The organism is Terrabacter sp. 2RAF25, assembly GCF_052115265.1.
Lineage (GTDB): Bacteria > Actinomycetota > Actinomycetes > Actinomycetales > Dermatophilaceae > Terrabacter.
Map to the genome: position 1 here is coordinate 388,684 of NZ_JBFRGJ010000004.1, position 23,883 is coordinate 412,566.

General features: G+C 72.9%; 21 protein-coding genes and 1 rRNA gene. 5 read left to right on the forward strand and 17 right to left on the reverse strand.

The window, feature by feature from the left end:
• The first annotated feature begins 105 nt into the window (after positions 1 to 105).
• Positions 106 to 1,215 carry an acyltransferase family protein gene (locus tag AB4091_RS13615; protein ID WP_442292275.1) on the forward strand — a complete coding sequence of 370 codons (1,110 nt, stop codon included), beginning with the start codon at positions 106 to 108 and terminating at the stop codon, positions 1,213 to 1,215.
• Between the two features lie 83 nt (positions 1,216 to 1,298).
• On the forward strand, positions 1,299 to 3,473 hold the full coding sequence (gene helR / locus AB4091_RS13620; protein ID WP_442292276.1) for an RNA polymerase recycling motor ATPase HelR: 2,175 nt from the start codon (positions 1,299 to 1,301) through the stop codon (positions 3,471 to 3,473).
• Between the two features lie 2 nt (positions 3,474 to 3,475).
• Here the strand turns inward: helR and AB4091_RS13625 are convergent, their stop codons facing one another.
• Entirely contained in the window at positions 3,476 to 5,011 is a 1,536-nt protein-coding gene (locus AB4091_RS13625; protein ID WP_442292277.1) for an MFS transporter, read from the reverse strand.
• Between the two features lie 59 nt (positions 5,012 to 5,070).
• Between AB4091_RS13625 and AB4091_RS13630 the strand changes: the two genes are divergently transcribed.
• Entirely contained in the window at positions 5,071 to 5,844 is a 774-nt protein-coding gene (locus AB4091_RS13630) for a TetR/AcrR family transcriptional regulator (RefSeq protein WP_442292278.1), read from the forward strand.
• On the opposite strand, the gene AB4091_RS13635 is transcribed toward AB4091_RS13630, so the two are convergent.
• Entirely contained in the window at positions 5,831 to 6,745 is a 915-nt protein-coding gene (locus tag AB4091_RS13635; protein ID WP_442292279.1) for a LysR family transcriptional regulator, read from the reverse strand. The genes AB4091_RS13630 and AB4091_RS13635 overlap by 14 nt on opposite strands.
• Before the next feature lie 74 nt (positions 6,746 to 6,819).
• Here AB4091_RS13635 and AB4091_RS13640 point away from each other — a divergent pair, with 74 nt between their 5' ends.
• Positions 6,820 to 7,824, forward strand: coding sequence for an EamA family transporter (locus AB4091_RS13640; protein WP_442292312.1), 1,005 nt, complete (start codon positions 6,820 to 6,822; stop codon positions 7,822 to 7,824).
• Here AB4091_RS13640 and AB4091_RS13645 read toward each other — a convergent pair.
• The 14 genes from AB4091_RS13645 to AB4091_RS13710 form a co-directional block, all read right to left on the reverse strand.
• Positions 7,720 to 8,169, reverse strand: a complete 450-nt coding sequence (locus AB4091_RS13645; protein WP_442292280.1) for a YchJ family protein — start codon at positions 8,167 to 8,169, stop codon at positions 7,720 to 7,722. The two genes, AB4091_RS13640 and AB4091_RS13645, sit on opposite strands and share 105 nt — an antisense overlap.
• On the reverse strand, positions 8,166 to 8,855 hold the full coding sequence (locus AB4091_RS13650) for an NUDIX domain-containing protein (protein WP_442292281.1): 690 nt from the start codon (positions 8,853 to 8,855) through the stop codon (positions 8,166 to 8,168). Before AB4091_RS13650 ends, AB4091_RS13645 begins: the two co-directional genes overlap by 4 nt.
• Before the next feature lie 15 nt (positions 8,856 to 8,870).
• On the reverse strand, positions 8,871 to 10,688 hold the full coding sequence (locus tag AB4091_RS13655; protein ID WP_442292282.1) for a CTP synthase: 1,818 nt from the start codon (positions 10,686 to 10,688) through the stop codon (positions 8,871 to 8,873).
• Positions 10,646 to 11,803, reverse strand: a complete 1,158-nt coding sequence (locus AB4091_RS13660; protein ID WP_442292283.1) for a glycosyltransferase family 4 protein — start codon at positions 11,801 to 11,803, stop codon at positions 10,646 to 10,648. Before AB4091_RS13660 ends, AB4091_RS13655 begins: the two co-directional genes overlap by 43 nt.
• A complete protein-coding gene (murJ, locus tag AB4091_RS13665) occupies positions 11,800 to 13,554 on the reverse strand; it encodes a murein biosynthesis integral membrane protein MurJ (protein ID WP_442292284.1) in 1,755 nt (584 codons plus the stop codon). Before murJ ends, AB4091_RS13660 begins: the two co-directional genes overlap by 4 nt.
• Positions 13,551 to 14,471 (reverse strand): hypothetical protein, encoded by a 921-nt coding sequence (locus tag AB4091_RS13670; RefSeq protein WP_442292285.1) that lies wholly within the window; start codon positions 14,469 to 14,471, stop codon positions 13,551 to 13,553. Before AB4091_RS13670 ends, murJ begins: the two co-directional genes overlap by 4 nt.
• On the reverse strand, positions 14,468 to 15,412 hold the full coding sequence (locus AB4091_RS13675; RefSeq protein WP_442292286.1) for a copper transporter: 945 nt from the start codon (positions 15,410 to 15,412) through the stop codon (positions 14,468 to 14,470). Before AB4091_RS13675 ends, AB4091_RS13670 begins: the two co-directional genes overlap by 4 nt.
• Complete coding sequence (gene steA / locus AB4091_RS13680; RefSeq protein WP_442292287.1) at positions 15,409 to 16,590, reverse strand: putative cytokinetic ring protein SteA; 1,182 nt, start codon at positions 16,588 to 16,590, stop codon at positions 15,409 to 15,411. The genes AB4091_RS13675 and steA overlap by 4 nt, the downstream gene beginning before the upstream one ends.
• Before the next feature lie 45 nt (positions 16,591 to 16,635).
• Positions 16,636 to 18,510: a DNA repair protein RecN gene (gene recN / locus AB4091_RS13685; protein ID WP_442292288.1), complete on the reverse strand. Its 1,875-nt coding sequence runs from the start codon at positions 18,508 to 18,510 to the stop codon at positions 16,636 to 16,638.
• 9 nt (positions 18,511 to 18,519) lie between these two features.
• Entirely contained in the window at positions 18,520 to 19,467 is a 948-nt protein-coding gene (locus AB4091_RS13690) for an NAD kinase (protein WP_442292289.1), read from the reverse strand.
• On the reverse strand, positions 19,464 to 20,267 hold the full coding sequence (locus tag AB4091_RS13695; RefSeq protein ID WP_442292290.1) for a TlyA family RNA methyltransferase: 804 nt from the start codon (positions 20,265 to 20,267) through the stop codon (positions 19,464 to 19,466). The genes AB4091_RS13690 and AB4091_RS13695 overlap by 4 nt, the downstream gene beginning before the upstream one ends.
• Entirely contained in the window at positions 20,264 to 20,533 is a 270-nt protein-coding gene (locus tag AB4091_RS13700; protein WP_442292291.1) for a hypothetical protein, read from the reverse strand. The genes AB4091_RS13695 and AB4091_RS13700 overlap by 4 nt, the downstream gene beginning before the upstream one ends.
• A gap of 87 nt (positions 20,534 to 20,620) precedes the next feature.
• Positions 20,621 to 21,685 (reverse strand): HAD-IIA family hydrolase, encoded by a 1,065-nt coding sequence (locus tag AB4091_RS13705; RefSeq protein ID WP_442292292.1) that lies wholly within the window; start codon positions 21,683 to 21,685, stop codon positions 20,621 to 20,623.
• Between the two features lie 126 nt (positions 21,686 to 21,811).
• Positions 21,812 to 22,618 (reverse strand): tetratricopeptide repeat protein, encoded by an 807-nt coding sequence (locus tag AB4091_RS13710; RefSeq protein ID WP_442292293.1) that lies wholly within the window; start codon positions 22,616 to 22,618, stop codon positions 21,812 to 21,814.
• A 15-nt stretch (positions 22,619 to 22,633) separates the two neighbouring features.
• On the opposite strand from AB4091_RS13710, the gene AB4091_RS13715 reads away from it, so the two are divergent.
• Positions 22,634 to 23,527, forward strand: coding sequence for a hypothetical protein (locus AB4091_RS13715; protein WP_442292294.1), 894 nt, complete (start codon positions 22,634 to 22,636; stop codon positions 23,525 to 23,527).
• 214 nt (positions 23,528 to 23,741) lie between these two features.
• Here the strand turns inward: AB4091_RS13715 and rrf are convergent.
• Positions 23,742 to 23,858: ribosomal RNA gene (gene rrf / locus AB4091_RS13720) — 5S ribosomal RNA — on the reverse strand.
• Between the last annotated feature and the right edge of the window lie 25 nt (positions 23,859 to 23,883).

The window sequence follows — 23,883 nt, forward strand, 5'->3', positions numbered from 1 at the left end:
GAGGTGCGACGCGTGGGGCCGCTGGTGTTCTGGTGGCCTCGCACGCGATCGGCGTGCGGCACCGAGGTTTCATCCTAGACCGGGTCCACCCCTAGCCTTGTCCGCGTGCAGCACAGCCGAAGCCGCGACCTCGACGGCGTCCGAGGGCTCGCGATCCTCCTCGTCGTCGCAGCGCACTCGGGCCTGCCGGTGCGCTGGGGTGGCCTGTCGGGCGTGACGCTCTTCTTCGTGCTGTCCGGCTACCTCATCACCAGCCTCCTGCTGCGCGAATGGGACCGCTGGGGGTCGATCAGCCTCTGGCGCTTCTGGGGGCGTCGCGCGCTGCGACTGCTGCCGGCCCTCCTGCTGCTGCTCCTGCTCGTGCCGCCGCTGCTGCTGGCCACAGGTGACGACCGCCTCACCGACTACCCCGTCGCAGCGCTCGCGTCGCTCTTCTACGTCGGCAACTGGGTGCGCATCGCGGGCACCGACCTCGGGGTCCTCAACCACCTGTGGTCGCTCTCGGTCGAGGAGCAGTTCTACGTCGTGTGGCCCGCCGTCTTCATCGCCCTGATGACCTGGCTGCGCTCGCGAGCGCTCGCCGTCGTGCTCTCCCTCGCCGCAGTCGCGACGTTCTACTCGGTGTGGACTCAGGGCACCGAGGCCCGTCTCGACATCTCGACCGAGACGAACGCGTTCGCGCTGCTGCTCGGGGTCGCCCTCGCCTTCGCGCTCGCGGGGGTGCGACGCCGCGGTTGGCAGCTGCCCACGACGAGCCCCGCGGTCCCCTTTTTGGTGATGGTCGCGGTGTCGTCGTTCCCGGGTCGCAGCCTCGAGGTCGACCACCCGCTCTTCCGGCCCCTCGGCGCGGTGTACGCCCTCATCGGGGTGTGGCTCGTGTATGCCGCAGCGACAGGTCGGTCCCGGCTCGTGGGCTCACGGGTCATGGTCTTTTTCGGCACGGTCAGCTACGCGCTCTACCTCTGGCACCAGACCTTCATCAACAGCCGGCTGCTCGGTGAGCACTCGACGCCCCGCAACCTGGTGCTCATCGCCGCGGCGGTGCTCGTGTCGTGGCTGTCCTGGGTGCTCGTCGAACGGCCCGTCGGCCGGCTGCGTGGTCGTCTCCGCCTCGACCGGCCCTCGGCCCGGCAGGAGGCATATGCCGCATCACGCGCCGAGGACACCGCAGGCATGGAGAAGGACGGACCACGTCCCTCCACTTCCAACGTATAGCGCACAGGGGGACTTGCGGCAAGGTCCCGGTCGTGGCCGAGAATCACGGTCCACCTTGGTCGCGACACCCGAGCGGAGCCCACGTGAGACCAGACGTGACAGCACTGTCCACCGACGCCTTCCACCTGCCTGCACGCCTCTCCCACAAGTCCGCCCCCGCCCTCATAGCCGGCGACGAGGAGCACTTCGCCGCCATCGCCCGGAGTCTGGACCGCACGATCACCGAGCTCGCCGACCGGCTCGACGCCGTGCGCCGTGCGCCGGCGGGACACGGCCAGACCGCCCTCGAGCGCGACCAGGAGGTGCACCGGCTGACCGCGCGCCTCCGGGCCCTGCGCCGCTACGGGATCGACCTCACCCTGGGTCGCATGGTCACTGCGCACGACCCTGAGCCGGTCTACGTGGGCCGGTTCGGCCTGACCGACGAGAACGGTCGGCGACTGCTCGTCGACTGGCGCTCCCCCGCCGCCGAGCCGTTCTTCGGCGCCACGCACGGCAACCCGATGGGTCTGGCCAACCGGCGGCGCTACCGGTGGTCCCGGGGACGCGTCGGCGACTACTGGGACGAGGTGTTCGTGGAGGACGGCATCGACCACCACGCTGCCCTGGACGACCAGTCCGCGTTCATCGCCAGCCTCGGCGCCAACCGGTCCGCCCGGATGCGGGACGTGCTCGGCACCATCCAGGCCGACCAGGACGCCATCGTGCGCGCCGGCTCCCGCGGCCCCCTCGTCGTCGACGGTGGCCCCGGCACCGGCAAGACGGTCGTGGCGCTGCACCGGACGGCATACCTGCTGTACTCCGACCCTCGTCTCGGGCACCGGCGCGGCGGGGTGCTCTTCGTCGGCCCCCACCAGCCGTACCTCGCATACGTCTCCGACGTGCTGCCGAGCCTCGGCGAGGAGGGCGTGCAGACCTGCACGCTTCGCGACCTCGTGCCCGAGGGTGCCTCGGCAGCCGACGAGGCGGACCCCGAGGTCGCCCGGCTCAAGGCCTCGGTCGAGCTGGTCCGGGCCATCGACCTCGCTGTCAGGCTCTACGAGGAGCCGCCGACCGAGCGCCTCGAGGTCTCGACCCCGTGGGACGACGTGTGGATCGGACCCGACGACTGGGCCGTCGCGTTCGAGGCGCCCTCCCCCGGCACCCCGCACAACGAGGCGCGCGACGTGATCTGGGACGAGCTCGTGTCGATCGTCGTCGACCGCCACGACGACGAGGAGGCCACGCCCGAGATGGTCCGGGCGGCGGTCGAGCGCGACCGCGAACTCCGCACAGCCCTGGCCCGCGCGTGGCCGATGCTCGAAGCCACCGACATCGTCGGCGACCTGTGGTCGGTCCCGGCCTACCTGCGCCGGAGCGCCCCGTCGCTCACGGTGCAGCAGGTCCGGGCACTCCAGCGGGCAGACCCCGCGGCGTGGACGGTCTCCGACCTGCCCCTGATCGACGCGGCCCGCCAGCGGCTCGGCGACCCCGAGGTCTCGGACCGGCGCCGGCGCCACCAGGCGGCCGTCGCAGCCGACCGCGAGGAGATGGCCAAGGTCGTCGAGCACCTCATCGCGACCGACGACTCGGAGATGCACCTCATGTCGATGCTCCGGGGCGCCGACCTGCAGGGTGCGCTCGACGACGCAGATGACAGCGGCGCCGACGTCGACCTGCTCGCCGGCCCGTTCGCGCACGTGGTCGTCGACGAGGCCCAGGAGCTGACCGACGCCGAGTGGCAGATGCTCCTCGCGCGGTGCCCGTCACGCAGCCTGACCATCGTCGGGGACCGGGCGCAGGCACGTCACGGCTTCACCGAGTCGTGGGAACAGCGGCTCGCGCGCATCGGGCTCGACCGCGTCGCGATGCGCTCGCTCAGCATCAACTACCGCACCCCCGCGGAGGTCATGGTCGAGGCCGAGCCGGTCATCCGGGCGGCCCTGCCCGACGCGAACGTCCCCACCTCGATTCGCCGGAGCGGCGTGCCCGTCGTGCACGGGTCGCGCTCCGACCTCGAGGCCGTCGTCGACCGCTGGCTCGCCGAGCACGACGACGGCGTGGCGTGCGTCATCGGCGACCCGTCGTTCGCACCGCGGCCACGGGTGCAGTCCCTCACCCCCGAGCTGTGCAAGGGCCTCGAGTTCGACCTGGTCGTGCTCGTCGAGCCCGAGCTGTTCGGGTCGGGAACCGAGGGCGCGGTCGACCGCTACGTCGCGATGACGCGCGCCACCCAGCAGCTCGTGGTCCTGGGCGGTGACGCGGCCCCGGCCGCCTAGGGTCAGTGGGGCAGGGGGGCCTCGTCGGGGAGGACCCGGGTGGGGCAGCCCTCCGCCGCGTCGGTCTCACGTGCGGCGTCGGCCTCGGCCCCGTGCTCGTCGACGGTATGGCTGTCGGTGAGCGTGAGCGCGCCCCAGGCGGACACGACGCCCACGACGACGGCCAGGACGGCATACGTGATCCGCTCGCCGTGGAAGAACGACTCGACGAGGGCCTGGCTCCAGGTGCCGCTCGGCAGCTGCGTCGTCACGAGCACCGCGATGAGGGTCCCGACGACGGCCGTGCCGACGCTCGTGCCAACCTCCTGGGCGGTGTCGTTGAGCGCGGCCCCGATGGACGTGCGGTTCTGCGGCATCGCCTCGACCAGGGCCACGGCACAGATCGTCATCACGGTGCGCAGGCCGAGGGTCATCACGACCATGGAGGCGGCGATCGCCGGGTAGCCGTGGTCGACGCCCCAGGCGAGACCGGCCAGCGAGAGCGCGAGGAGGGCGGCACCGACCAGGCAGGCGATCCGGTGTCCGAAGCGACGGCCCAGCCACTGGGAGACGGGGGTGGCGAGGACCATCGTCACGATCAGCGGGAGGTTCGCCAGGCCCGCGCGCACCGGGCTCCAGTCGTACGCGTACTGGAAGTGCAGGATCAGGCCGAACATCACCCCGGCCATGGCGATCGACGTGCCGACCTGCGCGAGCGCCGCACCCCGCACGGTGCCCCGGGCGAAGAGCCGGAGGTCGAGCATGGGCGAGGTGGAGCGCCGCTCGTGGCCGACGAACGCGAGGACGGCCAGACCGGCTCCGACCACCGAGGCGATGGTCCAGGCCGACAGCCAGCCGTGCTCGACGCCGCTCGTCAGGGCGTAGCAGCCGAGGCCGATCGCGACGATGCTGAGCGCGGCGCCCGGCAGGTCGAGCCGGTCGTGCGTGAGGTCCTCCGACCGGTCCGCCGGGACGCCGAGACGCACTCCCACCCACGCCAGGAGGGCGATCGGAGCGTTGACGAGCAGCAGCCACTCCCATCGCACGTGGGCGAGGGCCGTGCCGCCGAGCAGCGGGCCGAGGACGAATCCGGCCATGCCGAAGACGATCATGACGGTCATCGCGCGCATGCGCAGGGCCTGGTCGTCGAAGAGCCGGAAGACGAGTGAGTTGGTGATCGGCGCCATTGCCGCCGCGGCGACCCCCAGGGCGGCACGGAGTGTGACGAGCTCGCCCGTGGTGCTGACGACGGCGACCGCGAGGCTGGTGACACCGAAGGCGGCGAGCCCCCACAGCAGGACCCGTCGCCGGCCGAGGCGGTCGGCCGCGGAGCCAGCGGTGAGCAGCAGGCCGCCGAAGGTGAGCGAGTAGGCGCCCGTGACCCATTGCAGGGCGGTCGTGCTGCCGCCGAGGTCGCGTCCGATCGTGGGCAGCGCGATCGTGAGCAGCGTGTTGTCGACCATCTCGACGAAGAAGGCGAGGCACAAGGCGGCGAGGGGCACCCAGGCTGCGCGGAGAGAGCGGTAGGTGCGTGGCGGGGTGGAAGTCGTGGTGGTCATGCTGCCTCCGATCATCGAACGGCGTTCGATGCTCGAACACAGTTCGATACGATAGAACGGTGTTCGATCAGATGCAAGGCGACAGCGTGCCCGTGTGGTGGGATGGGCGCATGGCCCCCCAACGACAGCGCGACGTGCACCGACCACGCGAGCGCCGCCGGGCGTCCCACTCCCTCGACGCCGTGCTCTCCGAGGCAGTGGCGCTGCTCGACACGTCCGGCGAACAGGCCCTCACCTTCCGCGCCCTCGCGGCTCGCCTCGGGGGTGGCGTCGCCAGCATCTACTGGTACGTCTCCGGTAAGGACGAGCTGCTCGACCGGGCGGCCGACCACGTGCTGCGGGGCGTCCTCGCCGACGTGGCAGGTGTGGGCGACGGCGACCCGGTCGACGACCTGCGCACCATCGCGACGACGCTGTTCGACGCGATCGTCGAACGGCCGTGGCTCGGCGCCTACTTCATGCGCGACACCGACGTGCAGCCCAACGCCCTCCACCTCTACGAGAAGCTCGGCCAGCAGGTGCTGCGACTGGACCTGACCCCGCGCCAGAGCTTCCACGCCGTCTCCGCCGTCGTCGGCTTCGTGGTCGGCACCGCAGCCGACATGGGGCAGCAGGCCCCCGAGGTGGTGCGGTCCGGTGAGGTCGGCCGCGACGAGTACCTCAGCCGCTACGCCGACACGTGGCGCGCCCTGCCGGCCGACGAGTTCCCGTTCGTGCACCGCATCGTCGAGGAGTTCTCGGGGCACGACGACGCCGACCAGTTCCGCGCCGGGCTCGACCTCATCCTCGATGGCCTGCGACTTCAGGCCGAACGGCCCGCTAGATCGGAGTGAGGTCCCGGGCCCTCTCTGCTGCAAGGGATTCCGTGACGGCGGCCAGTGCAGGACTAGCGGTCATGGTCCGTCGCCAGACCAGGCTGACCGTCCGCTCCGAGACGGGGTCGACGATCGGCACCGCGACGACCCCCTCCGGGAGGGGTCCGCGCCCCAGCCGGGGCACGAGCGCGATCGCCTCACCGCCGGCGACGAGGGCCACGTGCGTCGCGAACTCCAGCGCGACGTGGCCGATGCGTGGGGCGCGTCCCACGTCGAAGTACATCTTCTGCAGCCACTGGTGGCAGATCGAGCCCGGCGCCACGCTCGCCCACTGCTCGTCGAGCACGTCACCGACGCCGATGCTCCCCGCGCCGGCGAGCCGGTGCGCGGCGGACACCAGGACGTCGGCCCGGTCGCGACCGAGGTGTCGCACCTCGAGGTGGTCGGGGATCGCGAGCGGCAAGGGCTCCCAGTTGTGCACGAGCGCGAGGTCGTGCGAGCCGGAGGCCACCGCGTCGACGGCGTCCCACGGGTCGATCTCGTCTGGTCGCAGGGTGACACCGGGGGCCCGCTCGCGCAGTCGCGCGAGCGCGCCGACGACGATGCCGCGGTATGCCGTCGCGAAGGTCGCGAGCCGCACCGTGCCCACGGCCTCGCCGCTGACCCCGTGCAACCGCGACTCGAGGCGTTCCATGTGCGAGAGCAGGTCGCGGGCCGACTCGGTGAGGGTGCGGCCCGCCTCGGTGAGCAGCACCCCTCGACCCTGCCGCTCGAGCAGCTGCACGCCGGTCTGGCCCTCGAGCCGCTTGATCTGCTGGGAGACCGCGCTCGGTGTGTAGTCGAGGGCGGCCGCGGCCGCCCCCACCGACCCGTGGGCCTCGACGGCGACGAGGGAACGCAGGGCGACCGGGTCGATCATGCAGCAATGCTACACAGTAGGCCCGACAACTGTTTGATGGACGTGAACGGTCAGGGTGCCGGACGATGGAGCCCATGCGCCGCCGTGACACCGCCCTCGCCGTCCTCGTCGCCCTCATCTGGGGCACGAACTTCGTCGCGATCCGAACCGGCCTCGACTCGGTACCGCCCCTGCTCTTCCTCGCGGTGCGGTTCGTCGTCGTCTGCATCCCCGCGGTGTTCTTCGTGCGGCGGCCGGGGCTCCCCTGGCGCGACCTCGCCCTCATCGGGCTCTTCACGAGCCTCGGCCAGTTCGCCCTCATGTACCTCGCCCTCGAGCTCGGCATGCCGCCTGGCCTGGCGTCGCTCGTCCTCCAGGCCCAGGTCCTGCTCACCGTCGTCATCGCCGCCGCGTGGCTCCGTGAGCGGCCGACGACGACCCAGCGCATCGGTGTCGCGCTGGGCGGCGCCGGGCTCCTGACCATCGCGGCAGGCCGGGGGCTCTCCGCCCCGCTGCTCCCCCTCGTCGTGCTGGTCCTGGCGGCCGTCTCCTGGGCCGTCGGCAACGTGCTGACCCGCCGCGCCGGCTCGCTGTCCGGCCCGGGCTCCGGACTCGGCGTCACCGTCTGGTCCGGCCTCGTCGTGCCCCTTCCAGCGTTCGCCCTCTCCCTGCTCTTCGAGGGTCCGGCAGCCATCAGCGCTGCGATCGGCCACCTGCAGTGGTCGGCCGTTCTCTCGACCGCCTACACGGCCTACCTCTCGTCACTGGTCGGCTACGGCATCTGGAACACACTGCTCAGCCGTCACCCCGTCGCAAAGGTCACACCCTTCGCCATGCTCGTGCCGGTGTTCGGCATGGCAGCCGCCGGGCTCGTCTACGACGAGCGACCGAACGCCCTCGAGCTCGCCGGGGGCCTCGTGCTGCTCGCCGGTGTGGCAGTCACGGTGCTGCGGCGGGGGCCTCGGGCCTCCGTCACCCTCCGGCTCGACGACAGGTCAGCGCTGGTCACCGTCGACGTAGACCCAGCGGCCGGCCCGCCTGACGAACCGGCTGACCTCGTGCAGGCAACCCGCGGTCGCCCCGCGGCCGGGACCGGCTGACGACTCGTCGAACGCCGCGACGAACTCGACCACCCCGTCGCTGTCGTCGCCCGCGCCCCGCTCGGTCCTGACGACGGTGAGCCCGATCCACCGTGTGCCCGGGTCGAGGGTCAGGTCGTCGGGACGGGTCCGCGGGTGCCAGGTGCGCACGAGGTGGTCGACGTCACCGGTTGCGAACGCGGTGTAGCGCGACCGCATCAGCTCCTCGGCCGTCGAGGCATCGCGCTCCCCCGTGAGCAATGGACCGCAGCAGCCGGCGTAGGCCGTCCCGCTGCCGCACGGGCAGGCGCCGGTGGCAGTCGTGCCACCGCCGAAAGACGTACCGCCGGCGGACGGACCGCTCACGGCCGGGCCGTGGAGGTGGCCGCCTCCTGGGCCTCGCGCGCGGGCCACGGCGCGTCGTGAGGTCGCAGGGTCGACCAGTCGCGGGCCCGCGAGAGACCGGCGCTGAGCAGCCCGACCAGCGTGGCCGAGTTGCTGATGCGGCCGGTCAGGGCGGCGTCCACCGCGTCGTCGAACGGCACCCAGAGCGGTCGCAGCGTGAGCTCCTCCGCGGTCCGCTGGTGGGCGTCCGCCTCGGGAACGTCGCTGAGGCCGCGGGCGAGGAAGATGCGTACGGTCTCGGGGAACGCGCCGGGCGACGTGACGTCGTCGGCGAGCACGTGCCACTCGTCGGCCACGAGGTCGACCTCCTCGGCCAGCTCGCGAGCAGCCGCGTCTCGCGGTGGCTCGCCCGCGACGTCGAGCAGCCCCGCCGGGAGCTCCCAGACGTGCCCGCCGCTCGCGTGGCGGTACTGCCGGATGAGCAGCACGTGGTCGACGCCGCCGACCACGCGCAGGGCGAGCACCGCGACCGCGCCGGGGTGCGTCACGAAGTCACGCGTGACCACACCACCGGCGCCGAGGTCGACGCGCTCGCGCACGACGTCGAAGATCATCCCCTCGAAGGGCGTCGAGGACTCGAGGACGGGCTCTGCGGCCCACTCCTCGACGATGTCGGCGCCGGTGCCGACTGGCGCGTCGAGACTCACGTGCTGGCCCGGACGTCAGTCGGCGTCGGTCGGGCCGGCGGCCACCGACGCGAGCTCGTCGCGGTCGCTGCCGTGGTCACCCGAGCCGGCCGAGTCGGCGGCCTCAGAGGCGCGGTGCCGCTCGACCTCGACGAGGCGCTCGCTGCGCTGGCGCTCGAGCGCCGCGCCGACGAGGCCCGCGAAGAGCGGGTGCGCGCGGTTCGGGCGCGAGAGGAACTCCGGGTGCGCCTGCGTCGACACGTAGTAGGGGTGCACGTCGCGAGGCAGCTCGACGAACTCCACCAGCGTGCCGTCGGGCGAGGTGCCGGAGAAGACGAGCCCGGCCGCCTCGAGGTCGGTGCGGTAGGCGTTGTTGACCTCGTAGCGGTGGCGGTGACGCTCCTTGACCTCGGCCTGGCCGTAGGTCTCGCGGATGACGCTGCCCTCCTTGAGGGCCGCCGGGTAGAGGCCGAGGCGCATGGTGCCGCCGAGGTCGCCGGCACCCTCGACGAACGCCTTCTGCTCCTCCATCGTCGCGATGACGGGGTGGGTGGTCTGCGGGTCGAACTCGGTCGAGCTCGCACCGTCCGTGCCGAGGACCGTGCGGGCGTACTCGATCACCATGCACTGGAGGCCGAGGCAGATGCCGAGCGTCGGAACCTGCTTCTCTCGCGCCCAGCGCAGGGCGCCGAGCTTGCCCTCGATGCCGCGTACGCCGAAGCCGCCGGGGACGAGCACGGCGTCCACCCCGCCGAGGGCGCGCTGGGCACCGGCCTCGGTCTGGCACTCGTCGCTGGCGACCCAACGGATGTTGACCTTCGCGTCGTGGTGGAAGCCTCCGGCGCGCAGCGCCTCGGTGACGGAGAGGTAGGCGTCGGGCAGGTCGATGTACTTGCCCACGAGGGCGACCTCGACGGCGTGCTCGGGGTCGTGGACCCGCTCGAGCAGCTGGTCCCACTCGGTCCAGTCGACGTCGCGGAAGTTGAGCCCCAAGCGACGGATGACGTACGCGTCGAGGCCCTCGCGGTGCAGCACCTTCGGAATGTCGTAGATGCTCGGCGCGTCCACGCAGGCCGCGACCGCGGTCACGTCGACGTCGCACATGAGCGAGATCTTGCGCTTGATCGGCTCGGGGATGTCGCGGTCGGCGCGGAGCACGAGGCCGTCGGGCTGGATGCCGACCTGGCGCAGCGCGGCGACGGAGTGCTGGGTCGGCTTTGTCTTGAGCTCGCCGCTCGGCGCGAGGTAGGGCACGAGCGAGACGTGGAGGAAGAAGCTGTTGTCGCGGCCGATGAGGTGGCGCACCTGGCGCGCCGCCTCGAGGAAGGGCAGCGACTCGATGTCGCCGACGGTGCCGCCGATCTCGGTGATGATGACGTCCGGAGCGTCCGGACCTCCGGTGGCGAGGGCGCGCATGCGGGCGACGATCTCGTTGGTGATGTGCGGGATCACCTGCACCGTGTCGCCGAGGTACTCGCCGCGGCGCTCTTTGGCGATGACGTTGTTGTAGACCTGGCCGGTCGTCACGTTGGCGCTGCCGACGAGGTTCACGTCGAGGAACCGCTCGTAGTGCCCGATGTCGAGGTCGGTCTCGGCCCCGTCGTCGGTCACGAAGACCTCGCCGTGCTGGAACGGGTTCATCGTCCCGGGGTCGACGTTGATGTAAGGGTCGAGCTTCTGCATGGTGACCCTGAGGCCACGCGATCTGAGAAGTCGTCCGAGGCTGGAGGCCGTCAGGCCCTTGCCGAGCGAGGAGGCCACGCCCCCGGTCACAAAGATGTGCTTCGTCGTTTCCACCACGGGCTTTAAGTCTACGTCATCGCGCGGGGGTCTCGGGCATACCGGTCCACCCATCGGCGCGCCTCGTCCCTCGGCGACTCCCAGGAGGCCGCGAGCGCACGGCCCGCAGCACCCGTCCTGGCCCTCTGGGCAGGATCAGCAAGGAGGCTGTCGACCCCTGCAGCAGTGGCTGCCGGATCGCCAACGGGCACAAGCACTCCCGTCCCCTCGACGAGACCCGGCAGGCCGCCGGTGCGGGTCGCGACGACGGGCACGCCGGCGGCCATGGCCTCCTGCACGACCAGGGCCCGCGCCTCCCAGCGGCTCGTGAGGACGAACACGTCGGCCACCCGCAGCCAGCTCGGCACGTCGTTCCGGGCACCGACGAAGTGGACGCGGGCACGTGCCTCGGCCCCTGCGGCGCCGCCCTGCTCGCGTATGCCGTCTGCCTCCTCCTCGAGGCGCCTCAGGAGGGCCTTGTCGCCGTCACCGACGACGACCCACGAGGCTGCGGCTGCGGAGAGCTCGCAGGCGGCGACGAGGGTCGCGAGGTCCTTCTGCGGGGCGATGCGCGAGACGGTGAGCACGACGGGCCGGTCCGGCGGCACCCCTGCGTCGGTGAGGAGTCGTGCCCTCTCGTCGGGCGCGAGACGCTCGGCGGCGACCAGGCCGGAGACGTTCGCAGCGGCGACGTGGGCGAGCACCGCGCGGCGCGCACCGAGCGACTCGGCGAGCACGACGAGGTCGTCGCTGGCGCCCGTGGCGAGGTCGGCGCGACGAAGTGCCCAGCGGATGACGCCGCGCGCGACTCCGGCCTTGAGGCGGGACCCGATGGTGCCAGTGGCGGGGGGCAGGTCGTTGTGCAGCGACACCACGAGTCGCGGGCGCGGACGCGCACGGGCCACGGCGAGTGCTGCCACGACCGCGGCCTGGTGCCCGTGGGCGTGGACGACGTCCACCGTGCCTGCCAGCCGCATGATGCGGTGCCAGTCAAGGAGTCCCAGCGGCGCGCGCACGCCGGAACGGACCGGCCAGAGGCGGTGCGCGTCGTCCCAGCCGAAGGTGTCCGCCGTGGACGGGGCTGTCACCACCTGGACGTCCTGGCCCTCGGCCCGCAGGCCGGCGACGAGGTCGTCGACGTGGGCGCCGACCCCTCCCGCAGCTCGGCCGACGACCATGAGCACCCTCACGACGCCACCTCCTCGGGGACGGCGCCGGCGCGGGAGCGTCGGACCCGCTGCACGAGGCCCGGGTCGACGGCCAGGGCCACCCCGGCCATGGCGACGAGCGCCAGCACTCCGACACCGGCACCGACCGCGAGGCTCGACCCGAGTGTGTGGCCGATCCCCCGGGCTGACAGCCACGAGCTCACCGCACGGCCGATGCCGGCCGCGACGACCGAACCGGTGACCGCCGCGGTGAGGGGTCGCACCGGCAGCCGCAGCGACGACCAGCCCCAGCTTCGGGCCACCAGGCCGACGAGCGACAGGGCGCCGAGCGCCAGGCCCAGGCTCGACCCCACTGCAAGCGCACGGAGCGTCGCGGGTCCGCCCGCACCCTGTGGGTCGAGGACCAGCAGCGGCAGGACGACGGTGGCGAGCCAGCCGAGGGCCGCCAGCCCGCCGGCGAGGACGGCGCGGCCCCGAACGTAGGACGCGCGGGTGAGCAGCCCGATGACGCCGAGCGCCAGGACCGAGGGGGCGAACGCACTCACCGCATCGCCCATCGCGGAGAGCGTCTCGCGCGAGGCGTCCGAGGTCGAGCCGGCGTCGAGGGCGCTGAAGAAGGCGCCCACCGGCAGGGCCACCGCGACGAGGGCGGCCGCGCCGAACAACGAGACGACGACCGTGGCGAGCCAGGCCCGGCGCAAGGTGGCGGATGCGTCACGCACGTCGCCGCTCTCGACTCCGGTCTGTGGTCCGGCCTGCGGTGTGGAAGGCGGTCCGGGCTGCTCTCGGGCCTGCCCTCCGGTCTCCTGGCGCGCAGCGTGAGAGCCGGCCAGGGACGGGAACGCCGCCGTTGCGAGCGGCACGGCGAGGACGGCATACGGGAGCAGCGTCACCGCCTGCGCGTAGGTGTAGACGTTGAGCGTGCCCGAGCCACCCCGGTCGTTGGCGAGACGGATGACGACAAGCGTCGCGAGCTGCTGTCCGGCGACCGCCAGCAGGCCCGCCAGGGCCAGGGTGCGCACGCGTCGGGCCACCCCGTCGGGAAAGCGCAGCCGCGGCCGTAGCCGGATGCCGGCGCGCCGCACCGGGGCCACGAGCGGCAGGGCCAGGGCGACGACCCCGAGGGTCGTCCCGACCCCGAGCGCGGCGGTCGCGACCTGCGGCACGTCACCGATCGAAGCGGCAGGATCGGCCACGAGCGCACGGTAGGCGAGATAGGCGACGATGACGACGACACTCGAGAGCAGCGGCGCCAGGGCGGGGCCGACGAACCGTCGGTGCGACTGGAGCACGCCGGCGAGCACGATCGCGACCCCGTAGAGCGGGATCTGCACGGCGAAGATCCGGAGCAGGCCGGCCCCGAGGTCGACCTCGCCCGGGCAGCCCGTGCCGAGCAGCGCCGACGCGACCGGACGGGCCGCGAGGGCCACGACAGCGCCCAGGGGGACGAGGACGACGACGGCCCAGGTGAGCAGCGCCGAGGCCGTCTCGTCGGCATGGGCGCGGTCACCCCGCGCGAGCGCGCCGGCGACGAGCGGGACGACGACAGCGGCGAGCACCCCACCCGCGGCGATCTCGAACAGCACGTTGGGCACGGCGTTGACCGACTGGTAGACGCTGCCCACGCAGGTGGCGCCGACGGAGTGCGAGAAGGCGAACCATCGGCCGAAGCCGACGACGCGCGCCAGGAGTGTGAGTGCGGCGATCGTGCCCGCGGCGGCGAGCAGCCCCCCTCGCGAAGGGCCGCTGCGCGAGGGAGCGTCGTCGGTCACCGGCTCCCCCGACCCCACTCGTCGAGCCGACGGAGCACGGGGTTGCCGTGGATGACCCGGGTGAAGCTGACGCGTTCCGACGCGAGCGTCAGGGCGGCCAGCCCGGCGAGCAGTGCCAGGCGACCCGGCAGGCCGGTGCGCTCCACCGCGGCCAACCCGACGAGGGCGCCGGCGGCGTTGGCGCCGGTGTCGCCGAGCATCGAGCGCGCCGCGAGATCCTCACCCACGACGCCGATCGACGACCCGACGGCGACCGCCCCCGGAAGCGTCCCGAGAACAGGCAGACCGGCGAGCACGGTCACCTTGAGCGCCCGGCCCGGGCGCAGGTCGAAGAGGTTGACGGCGTTGGCGGCGCCGGCGACGACGGCTCCGCCGACCAGCGTCGCGAGCACGCCACCACGGACGGGCCTCCGGGCGTCGACCATGGCAGCACCCACGAGGCCCGCGGCGGCGAGGCCGGCGATCTTCACCGCTCCCGTGGTCACCTGACCCCGCGAGAGCGCACCGAGGTGGCCCTTCAGGCCCTTGTCGTCGGCGCCGCCCGTGAGGTCGTCGAGGGCGCCGAGCGCTCCCGCTGCGAGCGCCACGACGGCGACGCTGCCCGCCGAACCGGCGACATCGGCCCTGGTGCCGAGCAGGGATCCGGCGAGCGCGCCACCGACGGCACCGCCGACCCAGGCCGGGCCCTCGAGCAGGGTGACGGGGAGGCCGGCATGGTTGGTGCGTTCCCAGCGTTCGGTCACTCCGGCGGGCAGCCGCCGGCCCAGGCGAGACAGCGCCCAGGACGTCACCGCGGAACCCACGAGCGAGCCCATCATCGAGCCCACTGACGTACGCATCGGGGTCGGGACGGACGCGCGGGGAGGCGCACCAGCCGGCCCGGCGCCGGACCCGGCGCGACGACGCCCAGCGGTCACGGGCGCACTCGCGGGACGGTGGCCGTCGCACCTGCGTCGACGCCGTAGTGGCCGATGCGCTCGTCGAGCACGTCCTCGACAGCCAGCACTACCGCAGCCGGGCCGTCGCCCGACCGGGCGTGGTCGACCGTCGCGGCGACGTTGGCCGTCTCGGACTTCTCTCGCACCGCCTGGACGGCGTTGGACGTGACGGCCTGACCGGCCGCGGCGACGGTGCTGCCGCCAGCGACGACGGTGGCCCGCGACGAGCCCGCAAACGCCTCGACGAGCGACCGCACGGCGTCGGACCGGGCCGAGACCGTCGAGTCGTCGCCGGCGAAGTCGCCGGACACGATGATCGCGACGTCGGCGCTCGGCAGGTCGGGCACGGACGAGTCGAGCAGACCGGCGTCCACGAGCGCCTTGAGACCCGCCGTGCGGGCGGCCGATGGGCCGACCGGGGCCTTGGCGACGGTCAGGACCGCGAGCACAGTGGTGAGGAGCGCGTCGCCGGTCGCCGTCGAGTCGAGCCCGAGGGCGGCGGCACCGGCGCGCCCGGCCTGCTCACGTTCGGCGCCCCTGCCGGGGTCGAACCAGTCGGCACCGATGGACACCGTGCCGGTGAGGACGGCGCCGCTCTGCCGGACGACCTCCTCGATGTTCTTGACCATGGTGCCGTCGGCGGAGGGCATCACGACGACGACGGCCCGGTGACCGGTGAGGCGTCCGGTGACGACGCGTGGCTGGACGGCGGTGGCGAACTCGTCGGAGGCCCCGACGAGCTTCTCGCTCGTCGTGAGCTTGTCGTTGAGGCCCTGCTTCTCGGTGCGCAGCGCAGCCACCTGGTCGCTCAGCTGGTTGCCGAGGTTGGCCTGCAGCGGGCCGGCTCCCAGCACGATGCCGACGGCCAGCGCGAGGAACACCGAGATGATCGAGACGAGGTGGTAGCGGAAGTCGATCAAGAGAAGATCCCAACGACGGCGGTCCAGAGGTCGTCCCAGCGGGCGGCGAGGACCTGCAGCCAAGCTTGCCCGGCCGGTGTCGAGGCGAGGGCGGCGAAGAACGCGAGCATGCCGACGAGCAGCATGGTGACGAGGAGCCGGCCGGGGATGCGGGCGCGGTAGAGCTGGCTCACGCCCTTGGCGTCGACGAGCTTGCCGCCGACGCGCAGCCGGGTGAGGAATGTCGAGGCCTGCCCGTCGCGACCCTTGTCGAGGAACTCGACGAGGGTGACGTGGGTGCCGACGGCCACGATCAGTTCGGCCCCCGAGTCGTCGGCGAGGAGCATCGCGACGTCCTCGCTCGTGCCGGCCGCGGGGAAGACGACCGGGGCGATCCCCAGCGCCTCGACGCGGGCCAGGCCGGGAGCACGGCCGTCGCGGTAGGCGTGCACGACGATCTCGGCCCCGCTGCGCAGGGCCTTGTCGGAGACGGAGTCCATGTCGCCCACGATGAGGTCGGGACGCTGCCCCGACTCGAGGATGGCGTCCGCGCCGCCGTCGACCCCGATGAGCACGGGGCGGTACTCGCGGATGTAGGGCTTGAGCGCCTCAAGGTCCTCGCGGTAGTGGTAGCCGCGCACCACGATGAGGCAGTGCCGTCCGTCGATGTCGGTCGTGATGGGCGGTACGCCGATGCCGTCGAGCAGCAGGTCGCGTTCCTTGCGGATGAACTCCATCGTGTTCGTCGCGAAGGCCTCAATCTGCACCGCGAGCCCGGCGCGGGCGTCATGCATCTGTGCCTGCACCGCCGGGGCGTCGAGGAGGGCCCCGGTGGCGACCTTGCTCGTGCCTGACCACAGGTCGGTGCCGTCGACCCGCAGCGGCTCGCCGTCGCTGATGGTCATGACCTCGGGCCCGGCCGCGTCGAGCACGGGGATGCCGGCCTCGACGAGGATCTGGGGCCCGAGGTTGGGGTATCGCCCCGTGATGGAGGCGCTCGCGTTGACCACAGCCGCCGGGCGGATCGAGACGAGGGCGTCGGCGCTGACCTTGTCGAGGTCGGCGTGGTCGATGACGGCGATGTCGCCGGGCTGCAGCCGCTTGGTGAGCCGCTTCGTGCGGCGGTCGACGCGTGCCGGCCCGGAGACGCCGGGACCGGTGTCGCGGGCGCCGGGACGGCGGCGGATCGGGAGAGCCATGATGCGCTCAATCGTGCCACGTCGCGCCGGCGGCGACCGAGGTGGTCAGGCGGGGGCGCCGCTGCGTGCGGGCTTGCGGCCGGTGCCCGTCGAACGGGGCGACGAGGTGCGAGCCGAACCGGACGAAGGACTCCGGGGCGAGCCCCGCGTCGACTTCCGGGTCGACGCCCGGGACTCTCCGGTCTGCTCGAGGAGATCGCCGGCATGTGCGAGCCCGGCCTCGGAGTCGGGGTCGCCGCCCATCATCCGCGACAGCTCGCGCAGGCGGGCGTCGCCGTCGACGACCGACACGCTGCTCGAGGTGATGCGCCCGTCGTCGGCCTTGTGCACGACGAGGTGCCGGTCGGCGAAGGCCGCGACCTGGGCGAGGTGGGTGACGACGATGACCTGGGCGTGCTCGGCCAGGGCGGCGAGGCGGGCTCCGACGTCGAGGGCGGCGCGCCCGCCCACGCCGGCGTCGACCTCGTCGAAGACGAACGTCGGCGGCCCACTCGCGCCGTCGGCCGCGGCGCTTCGGGACCCCACGACCTCGAGGGCGAGCATGACGCGCGAGAGCTCACCGCCGGACGCGGCCTTGGCGACGCTGCGCGGGGCAGCACCGGGGTTGGCGGCCAGCAGGATCTCGACGTCGTCGATCCCGTGCCGGGACAGGCGGACCCGGCCACCGTCGGGCAGGGCGACGCCCTCGGGGTCGGTGCGGCGGCGGACGTCGACCTGGACGACCGCCTTGCCCATCGCCAGGTGTGCCAGCTCCTCGGAGACGCGGCCACCGAAGTCCTCCCCCGCCGCTCGACGCGCGTCGGACAGGGCGAGCGCCGCGGTGACCACGGCCTCCTGCAGCTCGCCCACCTCGGCGCCGAGCCGCTCGACCCGGTCGTCGGCCGTCACCAGCTCGTCGAGACGGGCCGCGCCCCGCCCTGACCACTCGAGCACCTCGTCGACGGTCTCACCGTACTTGCGGGTGAGCACGCCGAGCGCGGCCCGACGCTCCTGGACGAAGCCCAGTCGCTGGGGGTCGAGCTCGACGTCGTCGAGGTAGGCCGTGAGGTCGGCGCTGAGGTCGGTCACGAGCGTGCCCAGCTCGTGCAGCCGGGCATCGAGTCCGGCCAGGGCCTCGTCGTGCGTCGTGGCCGGGGTCAGGGCGCCCCGGGCCGACCCGATGAGGTCACGCACGTTGGGTGCCGGCTCGGCGGCATACTCGTCGCCGCTGAGGTCGGCGAGCGCCTGCGCGGCGGCCAGGCGCAGCGTGTCGGCGTGGGCGAGCCGGGCGTCCTCCGACCGCAGGGCCGCATCCTCACCGGGCTGCGGGTCGACGGACTCGATCTCCTCGAGGGACGCGGTGAGCGAGTCGATCTCGCGGGCGCGGTCGCGGGCTTCGGAGACGAGGCGGTCATGCTCACGGGTGGCCTCGCGCCAACGGTCGTAGAGCTCGGACACCCGGTCACGAAGGGCGTGGACCTCCGACCCACCGAAGTCGTCGAGCACGACGCGGTGCGCGTCACCCTGCTTGAGACGCCACTGGTCGGCTTGGCCGTGGACGGCGACGAGCAGCTGCCCGAGGTCGGCCAGGACCGACACGGGCGCGGTGCGGCCGCCGACGTGGGCGCGCGAGCGACCGGCCGCGGCGATGGTGCGGGCGATGACAAGCTCGCCGTCGTCGTGGTCGGCCCCGGCCTCGTCGGCGCGGGCCAGCGCCGGATGGCCGGGCGGGAGCTGGACGACGCCCTCCACGAGGGCGGAGGCGGACCCCGTGCGCACGAGGCCGGAGTCGGCACGCTCGCCCAGGAGCAGCCCGAGCCCGGAGACGACCATGGTCTTGCCGGCGCCGGTCTCGCCGGTGAGCACGTTGAGCCCGGGGCTCAGCTCGAGGACGGCGTCGTCGATCACGCCGACCCCACGGATCCTCATCTGGCTGAACACGGGACCACCTTAGGGCCGGGCACCCTCACCGCCGCCGACGCCGTCCACCGGTGTCGCCGTGTCGCCGTTGCCGCGCCACCCCTCGACCGAGAGGTTGAACTTCGCGACCAGCCGGTCGGTGAACGGCGCACTCGTGAGGCGGGCCAGCCGGATCGGCCGGATGCCGCGCCGCACCTCGATGCGGGCGCCCGGGGGCAGGTCGACGTGGCGCCGCCCGTCGCACCACATCACGCCGGCGCCCTCCGTGGCTGCCTTGATCTCGACGGCCAGGTGAGTGTCGGGTCCGAGCACCAGCGGGCGCGCGAAGAGGGCGTGCGCCGCGCTGGGCACGAGGAGCATCGCCTGCACCTGCGGCCAGACGACCGGGCCGCCGGCCGAGAAGGCGTATGCCGTCGAGCCCGTCGGCGTCGACACGATCACCCCGTCGCAACCCCAGCTCGACAGCGGGCGCCCGTCCACCTCGACCGTCACCTCGAGCATGCGTTCGCGAGCCGCCTTCTCGACGCTGACCTCGTTCAGGGCCCAGCTGCTGGCGATGAGCTCGCCGTGCAGCCTGGCGTCGACGTGGAGAGTCATGCGCTCCTCGACGGCGTAGTCGTTGTTGGCGATGTGCTCGACCGTCGCGTGCAGGTGGTCGCGCTCGGCCTCGGCGAGGAAGCCGACGTGCCCGAGGTTGACGCCCAGGAGCGGCACGTCGACCCGCCGGGCGAACTCGGCCCCGCGCAAGATCGTGCCGTCGCCTCCGAGCACGACGACGAGGTCGCAGCCCTCGGCGACCTGCTCCTCCTTGGAGGCGATGTGCACGCGAGCGCTGTCCTTGAGGTCGAGGGCCTGTGCCTCGTCGGCCTGTAGCGACACCTCGATGCCGAGGGCGGTGAGGCGCTCGACGACCGCCTTGGCGACTGTGAGGGCCTCGGGGCGGCGCGGGTGGGCCACGAGCAGGATCCGGCGCGTCACGAGTCTCCCTCCAGGTCGATGGCCTCCAGCATGTCATCCGCCGAGGTCGGGGCGGCGCCGGGGACCGGTCGGGGCGCGAGCCAGAAGAGGAACTCGCGGTTGCCGTCACCCCCGGTGATCGGGCTGGGGACCGCGCCGTGGAGGTGCAGTCCCACCTCTGATGCGACCTGGGCGACATCGCGCAGCACCCGGCGGTGCTCGTGGCGCGACGTGACGACCCCGGTGCGGCTCAGCCGCTCCCGGCCGACCTCGAACTGCGGCTTGACGAGCACGACGAGGTCACCCGCGTCGGTGACGAGGGGCCGCATGGACGGCAGCGCGATGGCCAGCGAGATGAAGCTGAGGTCCGAGACGACGAGGTCGAACCGCCCGCCGAGCGCTCCGGCGTCGACGTCACGGATGTTCGTGCCCGGCAGGTCACGCACGCGCTCGTCGCCAGCGATCGAGGAGACGAGCTGTCCGTGGCCGACGTCGAGGGCCGTGACGTGCGCGGCTCCGTGCTCGAGCAGCACTTGGGTGAAGCCACCGGTGCTCGCGCCGACGTCGAGACACCGGCGCCCCTCGACCTCTATCGGCCACAGCTGCACGGCGTGCAGCAGCTTGAGGGCTGCCCGTCCGACCCATCGGTCCGGCTCGCGGGTCAGCTCGACGGAGGACGCGTCGTCGACGTGCTGGGCCGGCTTGGCGGCGGGCCGGCCGTCGACGAGGACGACGCCGGCAGCGACGAGCTCACGGGCCTGGGTGCGTGACCGGGCGAGGCCGCGGGCGACGAGCTCGACGTCGAGTCGGCGCTCGGTCACGCCCCACCGAGGCCGCCGAGGCGGCTCTGCAGGCTGCGGTGGGCGTGCTCGCCCGACTCGATGCGCTCGGCGAACGAGCTAGCCTGCGACCGGGCGAGCTGGATCATGGCGTCGTCGACCGCGGTGTCGCCGGTGACGGGCGGCACGGGTGCGGCGACGTCCTTCGCCTCCTGCTGGGCCTCCTGCCAGGCTCCCTGTTCGGCGTCGCCGACCGTCTCTCCGACGTGGCCGAGATCTTCGCGCCGGGCGTCAGTGTCGCCAAACATGGTTTCCTCCGTGCCGGTTCGTGCGGTGTCCTGCGACGGCCCACGCTACCCGTTCGGCCTCGGCGACGAGGCGAGCGGGGCCGCTGCTCATCTTGGCCCGGCGTCTCGGACCAAGCCGTCCAACGTCTCGGCCGCAGCGCGGACGAGCTCGTCCCGGGACCGGCCTGCCTCACGTTCGTGCAGCAACGCCGCAGCGCCGGCGCGGACGACCTCGACGTCGCTGCCGCCGTCCGCCCGGACCTCCAGCGCACCGTCGACGAAGCGCGCGACTGCCGCTCCGCATCGCCAGCTCCCCGCATCGTGCACCGGTGCGGCATACGGCTGGAAGAGCTCGGACAGCGAGCCGACCAGATAGGTCGGAGCTGCGTCCGCCGCCATCAGGTCAGACGGGCCGTCCACCCCGGTGAGCACCCAGACCGAGTCGATCCCGGCCGCCACGGCGCCGTCGATGTCCGTCGCGAGCCGGTCACCGACCGCGAGCGTGCGCGACGGGTCCGTGCCCAGGTGGTCGAGTGCGAGCCGGTAGAGCGGCGGGTGCGGCTTGCCGACGACGTCCGGGCGACGTCCGACGGCAGCGACCAGCAGGTCGACATAGGCACCGTTGCCGGGTGACTGACCCCACGGCAGTGGCAGGGTCGCGTCGTCGTTCGTCGCCACCCAGGGCAGCCCGGCCCCGAGCAGCCGTGCCGCGGTCTCGTAGTCCCGGACGCGCAGGTCCTTGCCGTACCCCTGCAGCACCGCCGCCAGCGGAGAGGCAGGGTCGGAGGCGTCCTCCTCGGCCCGAACCGGCCGCACCGGGGCGAGTCCAGCCCGGTCCAGCGCCTCGACGACGCCTTCGCCGCCCAGTGCGAGGACGCGTGAGCCGGCAGGCAGGGTTCGCGCGAGCTGTGCCGCCCCCGCCTCCGCGCTCGACACGACGTCGTCGGGTGTGGCGGGAGCTCCGAGGCCGGCGAGGTGGTCGGCGACCTCGGCCACCACGCGAGACGCGTTGTTCGTCGCGTACACGAGCTTGACACCCCGAGATCGTAGGTCCTGCAAGGCTTTCGGGGCGCCAGGCACGGCATCGGCACCGCGGTAGACGACACCGTCGAGGTCGCACACCACCCCGTCGTATGCCGCGATCAACGCGGCGTCCGCTGTGTGCTTCGTCATCTGACCTCCTGCCTCGAGCCTAGGGCTGAGCCCCGCCCAACGTGCGCAGCGGGTCAGCGGTGGTGGCCCGGAAGCGCGAACGGGCCCGACCGCAGTGGTCGGGCCCGTTCACACTTCATGCGGATGTCAGTGGCGAGGGCCCTCGTCGTCCGAGTCGTCGTCGTCCGAGTCGTCGTCGTCCGAGTCGTCGTCGTCCGAGTCGTCGTCGTCCGAGTCGTCGTCGTCCGAGTCGTCGTCGTCCGAGTCGTCGTCGTCCGAGTCGTCGCGGTCGACGGGGCCGAAGTCGTCGTCGTCCTCGTCGCCGAGCAGGTCGGTGACGTCGACCCCGTCGAGCTCCTCGAGGCGCTCCGCAGCGTCTGTGGTGAGCTCGTGGTCGGCCTCGGCCGCACGGGCGAACCAGTCACGCGCCGCGCCGGCGTCACCGGCCGCAAGCTTCGCGTCGGCGTAGGCGTAGAAGAGGCGGGCCGCCGACGGCCGGTTCGGGTTGATCCGCTTGACGAGGTCGCTGAGGGCGGCAGCCGAAGCGTCCAGCTGCCCGAGGTCACGACGGATCCCGGAGACCACGATGGCCAGCTCGACCCGGTCGTCGATGGCCAAGTTGTCGGCCTCCTCAGACTGTGCGAGCTCGAGCGCCTTGGCGTGGCGACCCAGTGCACGCTCGCAGTCGACCATGAGCGGCAGGAGGTGGCTGGAACCGGAGAGACGGCGAACCGTCCGGAACTCCCCCAGTGCCCGAGCCCAGTCGCCGAGGCGGTACGCCACGAGCCCCAACGCCTCGCGGGCGGCAGGCACGCGGCCAGCACGCCGGACCGCGGTCTCGGCATGGGCCAGGGCCGCCTCGGGCTCGACGTCGAGCAGCTCGGCCACCATGACGAGGTGCTGAGCGACGCCTTCGGCGTTCTCCTTCGACAGGGTGCGTAGCTGGTTCTTCACGCCGCGGTCGACCTCGTGGCCGGTGACACCCTCACGGATGGCCGGCTCCGGCTTCCGCGGGGACTTCGGAGTCAGTCGAGGACCGCCCCGGCGCTCCTCGTCCTGCGGACGGCCAGCGCCGCCGCGGGGTCGGTCATCCCGGCGAGGCCGGTCGTCGTGGCGGCGGGGGCCACGGTCGTCACGGCCACCACCGGAGCGACGGTCATCGGACCGGAAGCCGCCACGGTCGCCGCCAGAGCGACGGTCATCCGACCGGTAGCCACCGCGGTCGTCGCGGCCGGCGCCAGAGCGACGGTCATCCGGGCGGTAGCCACCGCGGTCGTCGCGGTCGCCGCCAGAGCGACGGTCATCCGACCGGTAGCCACCGCGGTCGTCGCGGCCGGCGCCAGAGCGACGGTCATCCGGGCGGTAGCCACCGCGGTCGTCGCGGCCGCCGCCAGAGCGACGGTCATCATTGCGGTAGCCACCCCGGTCGCCACCAGAGCGACGGTCATCGGACCGGTAGCCACCGCGGTCGTCGCGGCCGCCACCGGAGCGACGGTCATCGGACCGGTAGCCACCGCGGTCGTCGCGGCCGCCGCCGGAGCGACGGTCATCGGACCGGTAGCCACCACGGTCGTCGCGGCCGCCACCGGAGCGACGGTCATCCGGGCGGTAGCCACCGCGGTCGTCGCGGCCGCCACCGGAGCGACGGTCATCGGACCGGTAGCCACCACGGTCGTCGCGGCCGCCACCGGAGCGACGGTCATCCGGGCGGTAGCCACCGCGGTCGTCACGGCTGCCACCAGAGCGACGGTCATCGGACCGGTAGCCACCACGGTCGTCACGGCCACCGCCGGAGCGACGGTCATCAGACCGGTAGCTGCCGCGGTCATCGCGACGGGGTCCTCCGGACCGGGGAGCGTTTGAGCCTCGGCCGGCGCCTTGGCCGCGCGCGGGACCTCGCTGCCCGCCCTCGCGGTCGCGTCGCTCGCTTCGGCTGTCGTTGCCGTCCTGGTCACTCATGTTCAGCATCCTTCCGCGCCGACCGCGGTCGGCGCCACCTCTACGGTCATCGGGCACAAAAGAAAGAGCGCCCCAGTCGGATCAATGAAGTTCCGTCTGGGGCGCTCTGACAAAGTGTGTCCGGCTGCGTCCTACTCTCCCACACCGTCACCAGTGCAGTACCATCGGCGCTGAAGGGCTTAGCTTCCGGGTTCGGAATGGAGCCGGGCGTTTCCCCTTCGCTATGACAGCCGAAACTCTATGGAGATATCAATTCAGTG

Excerpts from the sequence above, each read along its gene's own strand:
- AB4091_RS13625 (WP_442292277.1), bottom strand. The coding sequence starts at position 5,011 with ATGACCACCACGACTTCCACCCCGCCACGCACCTACCGCTCTCTCCGC.
- AB4091_RS13635 (WP_442292279.1), bottom strand. The coding sequence starts at position 6,745 with ATGATCGACCCGGTCGCCCTGCGTTCCCTCGTCGCCGTCGAGGCCCAC.
- AB4091_RS13640 (WP_442292312.1), top strand. The coding sequence starts at position 6,820 with ATGCGCCGCCGTGACACCGCCCTCGCCGTCCTCGTCGCCCTCATCTGG.
- AB4091_RS13655 (WP_442292282.1), bottom strand. The coding sequence starts at position 10,688 with ATGGGTGGACCGGTATGCCCGAGACCCCCGCGCGATGACGTAGACTTA.
- steA (WP_442292287.1), bottom strand. The coding sequence starts at position 16,590 with ATGGCTCTCCCGATCCGCCGCCGTCCCGGCGCCCGCGACACCGGTCCC.
- AB4091_RS13700 (WP_442292291.1), bottom strand. The coding sequence starts at position 20,533 with ATGTTTGGCGACACTGACGCCCGGCGCGAAGATCTCGGCCACGTCGGA.
- AB4091_RS13705 (WP_442292292.1), bottom strand. The coding sequence starts at position 21,685 with ATGACGAAGCACACAGCGGACGCCGCGTTGATCGCGGCATACGACGGG.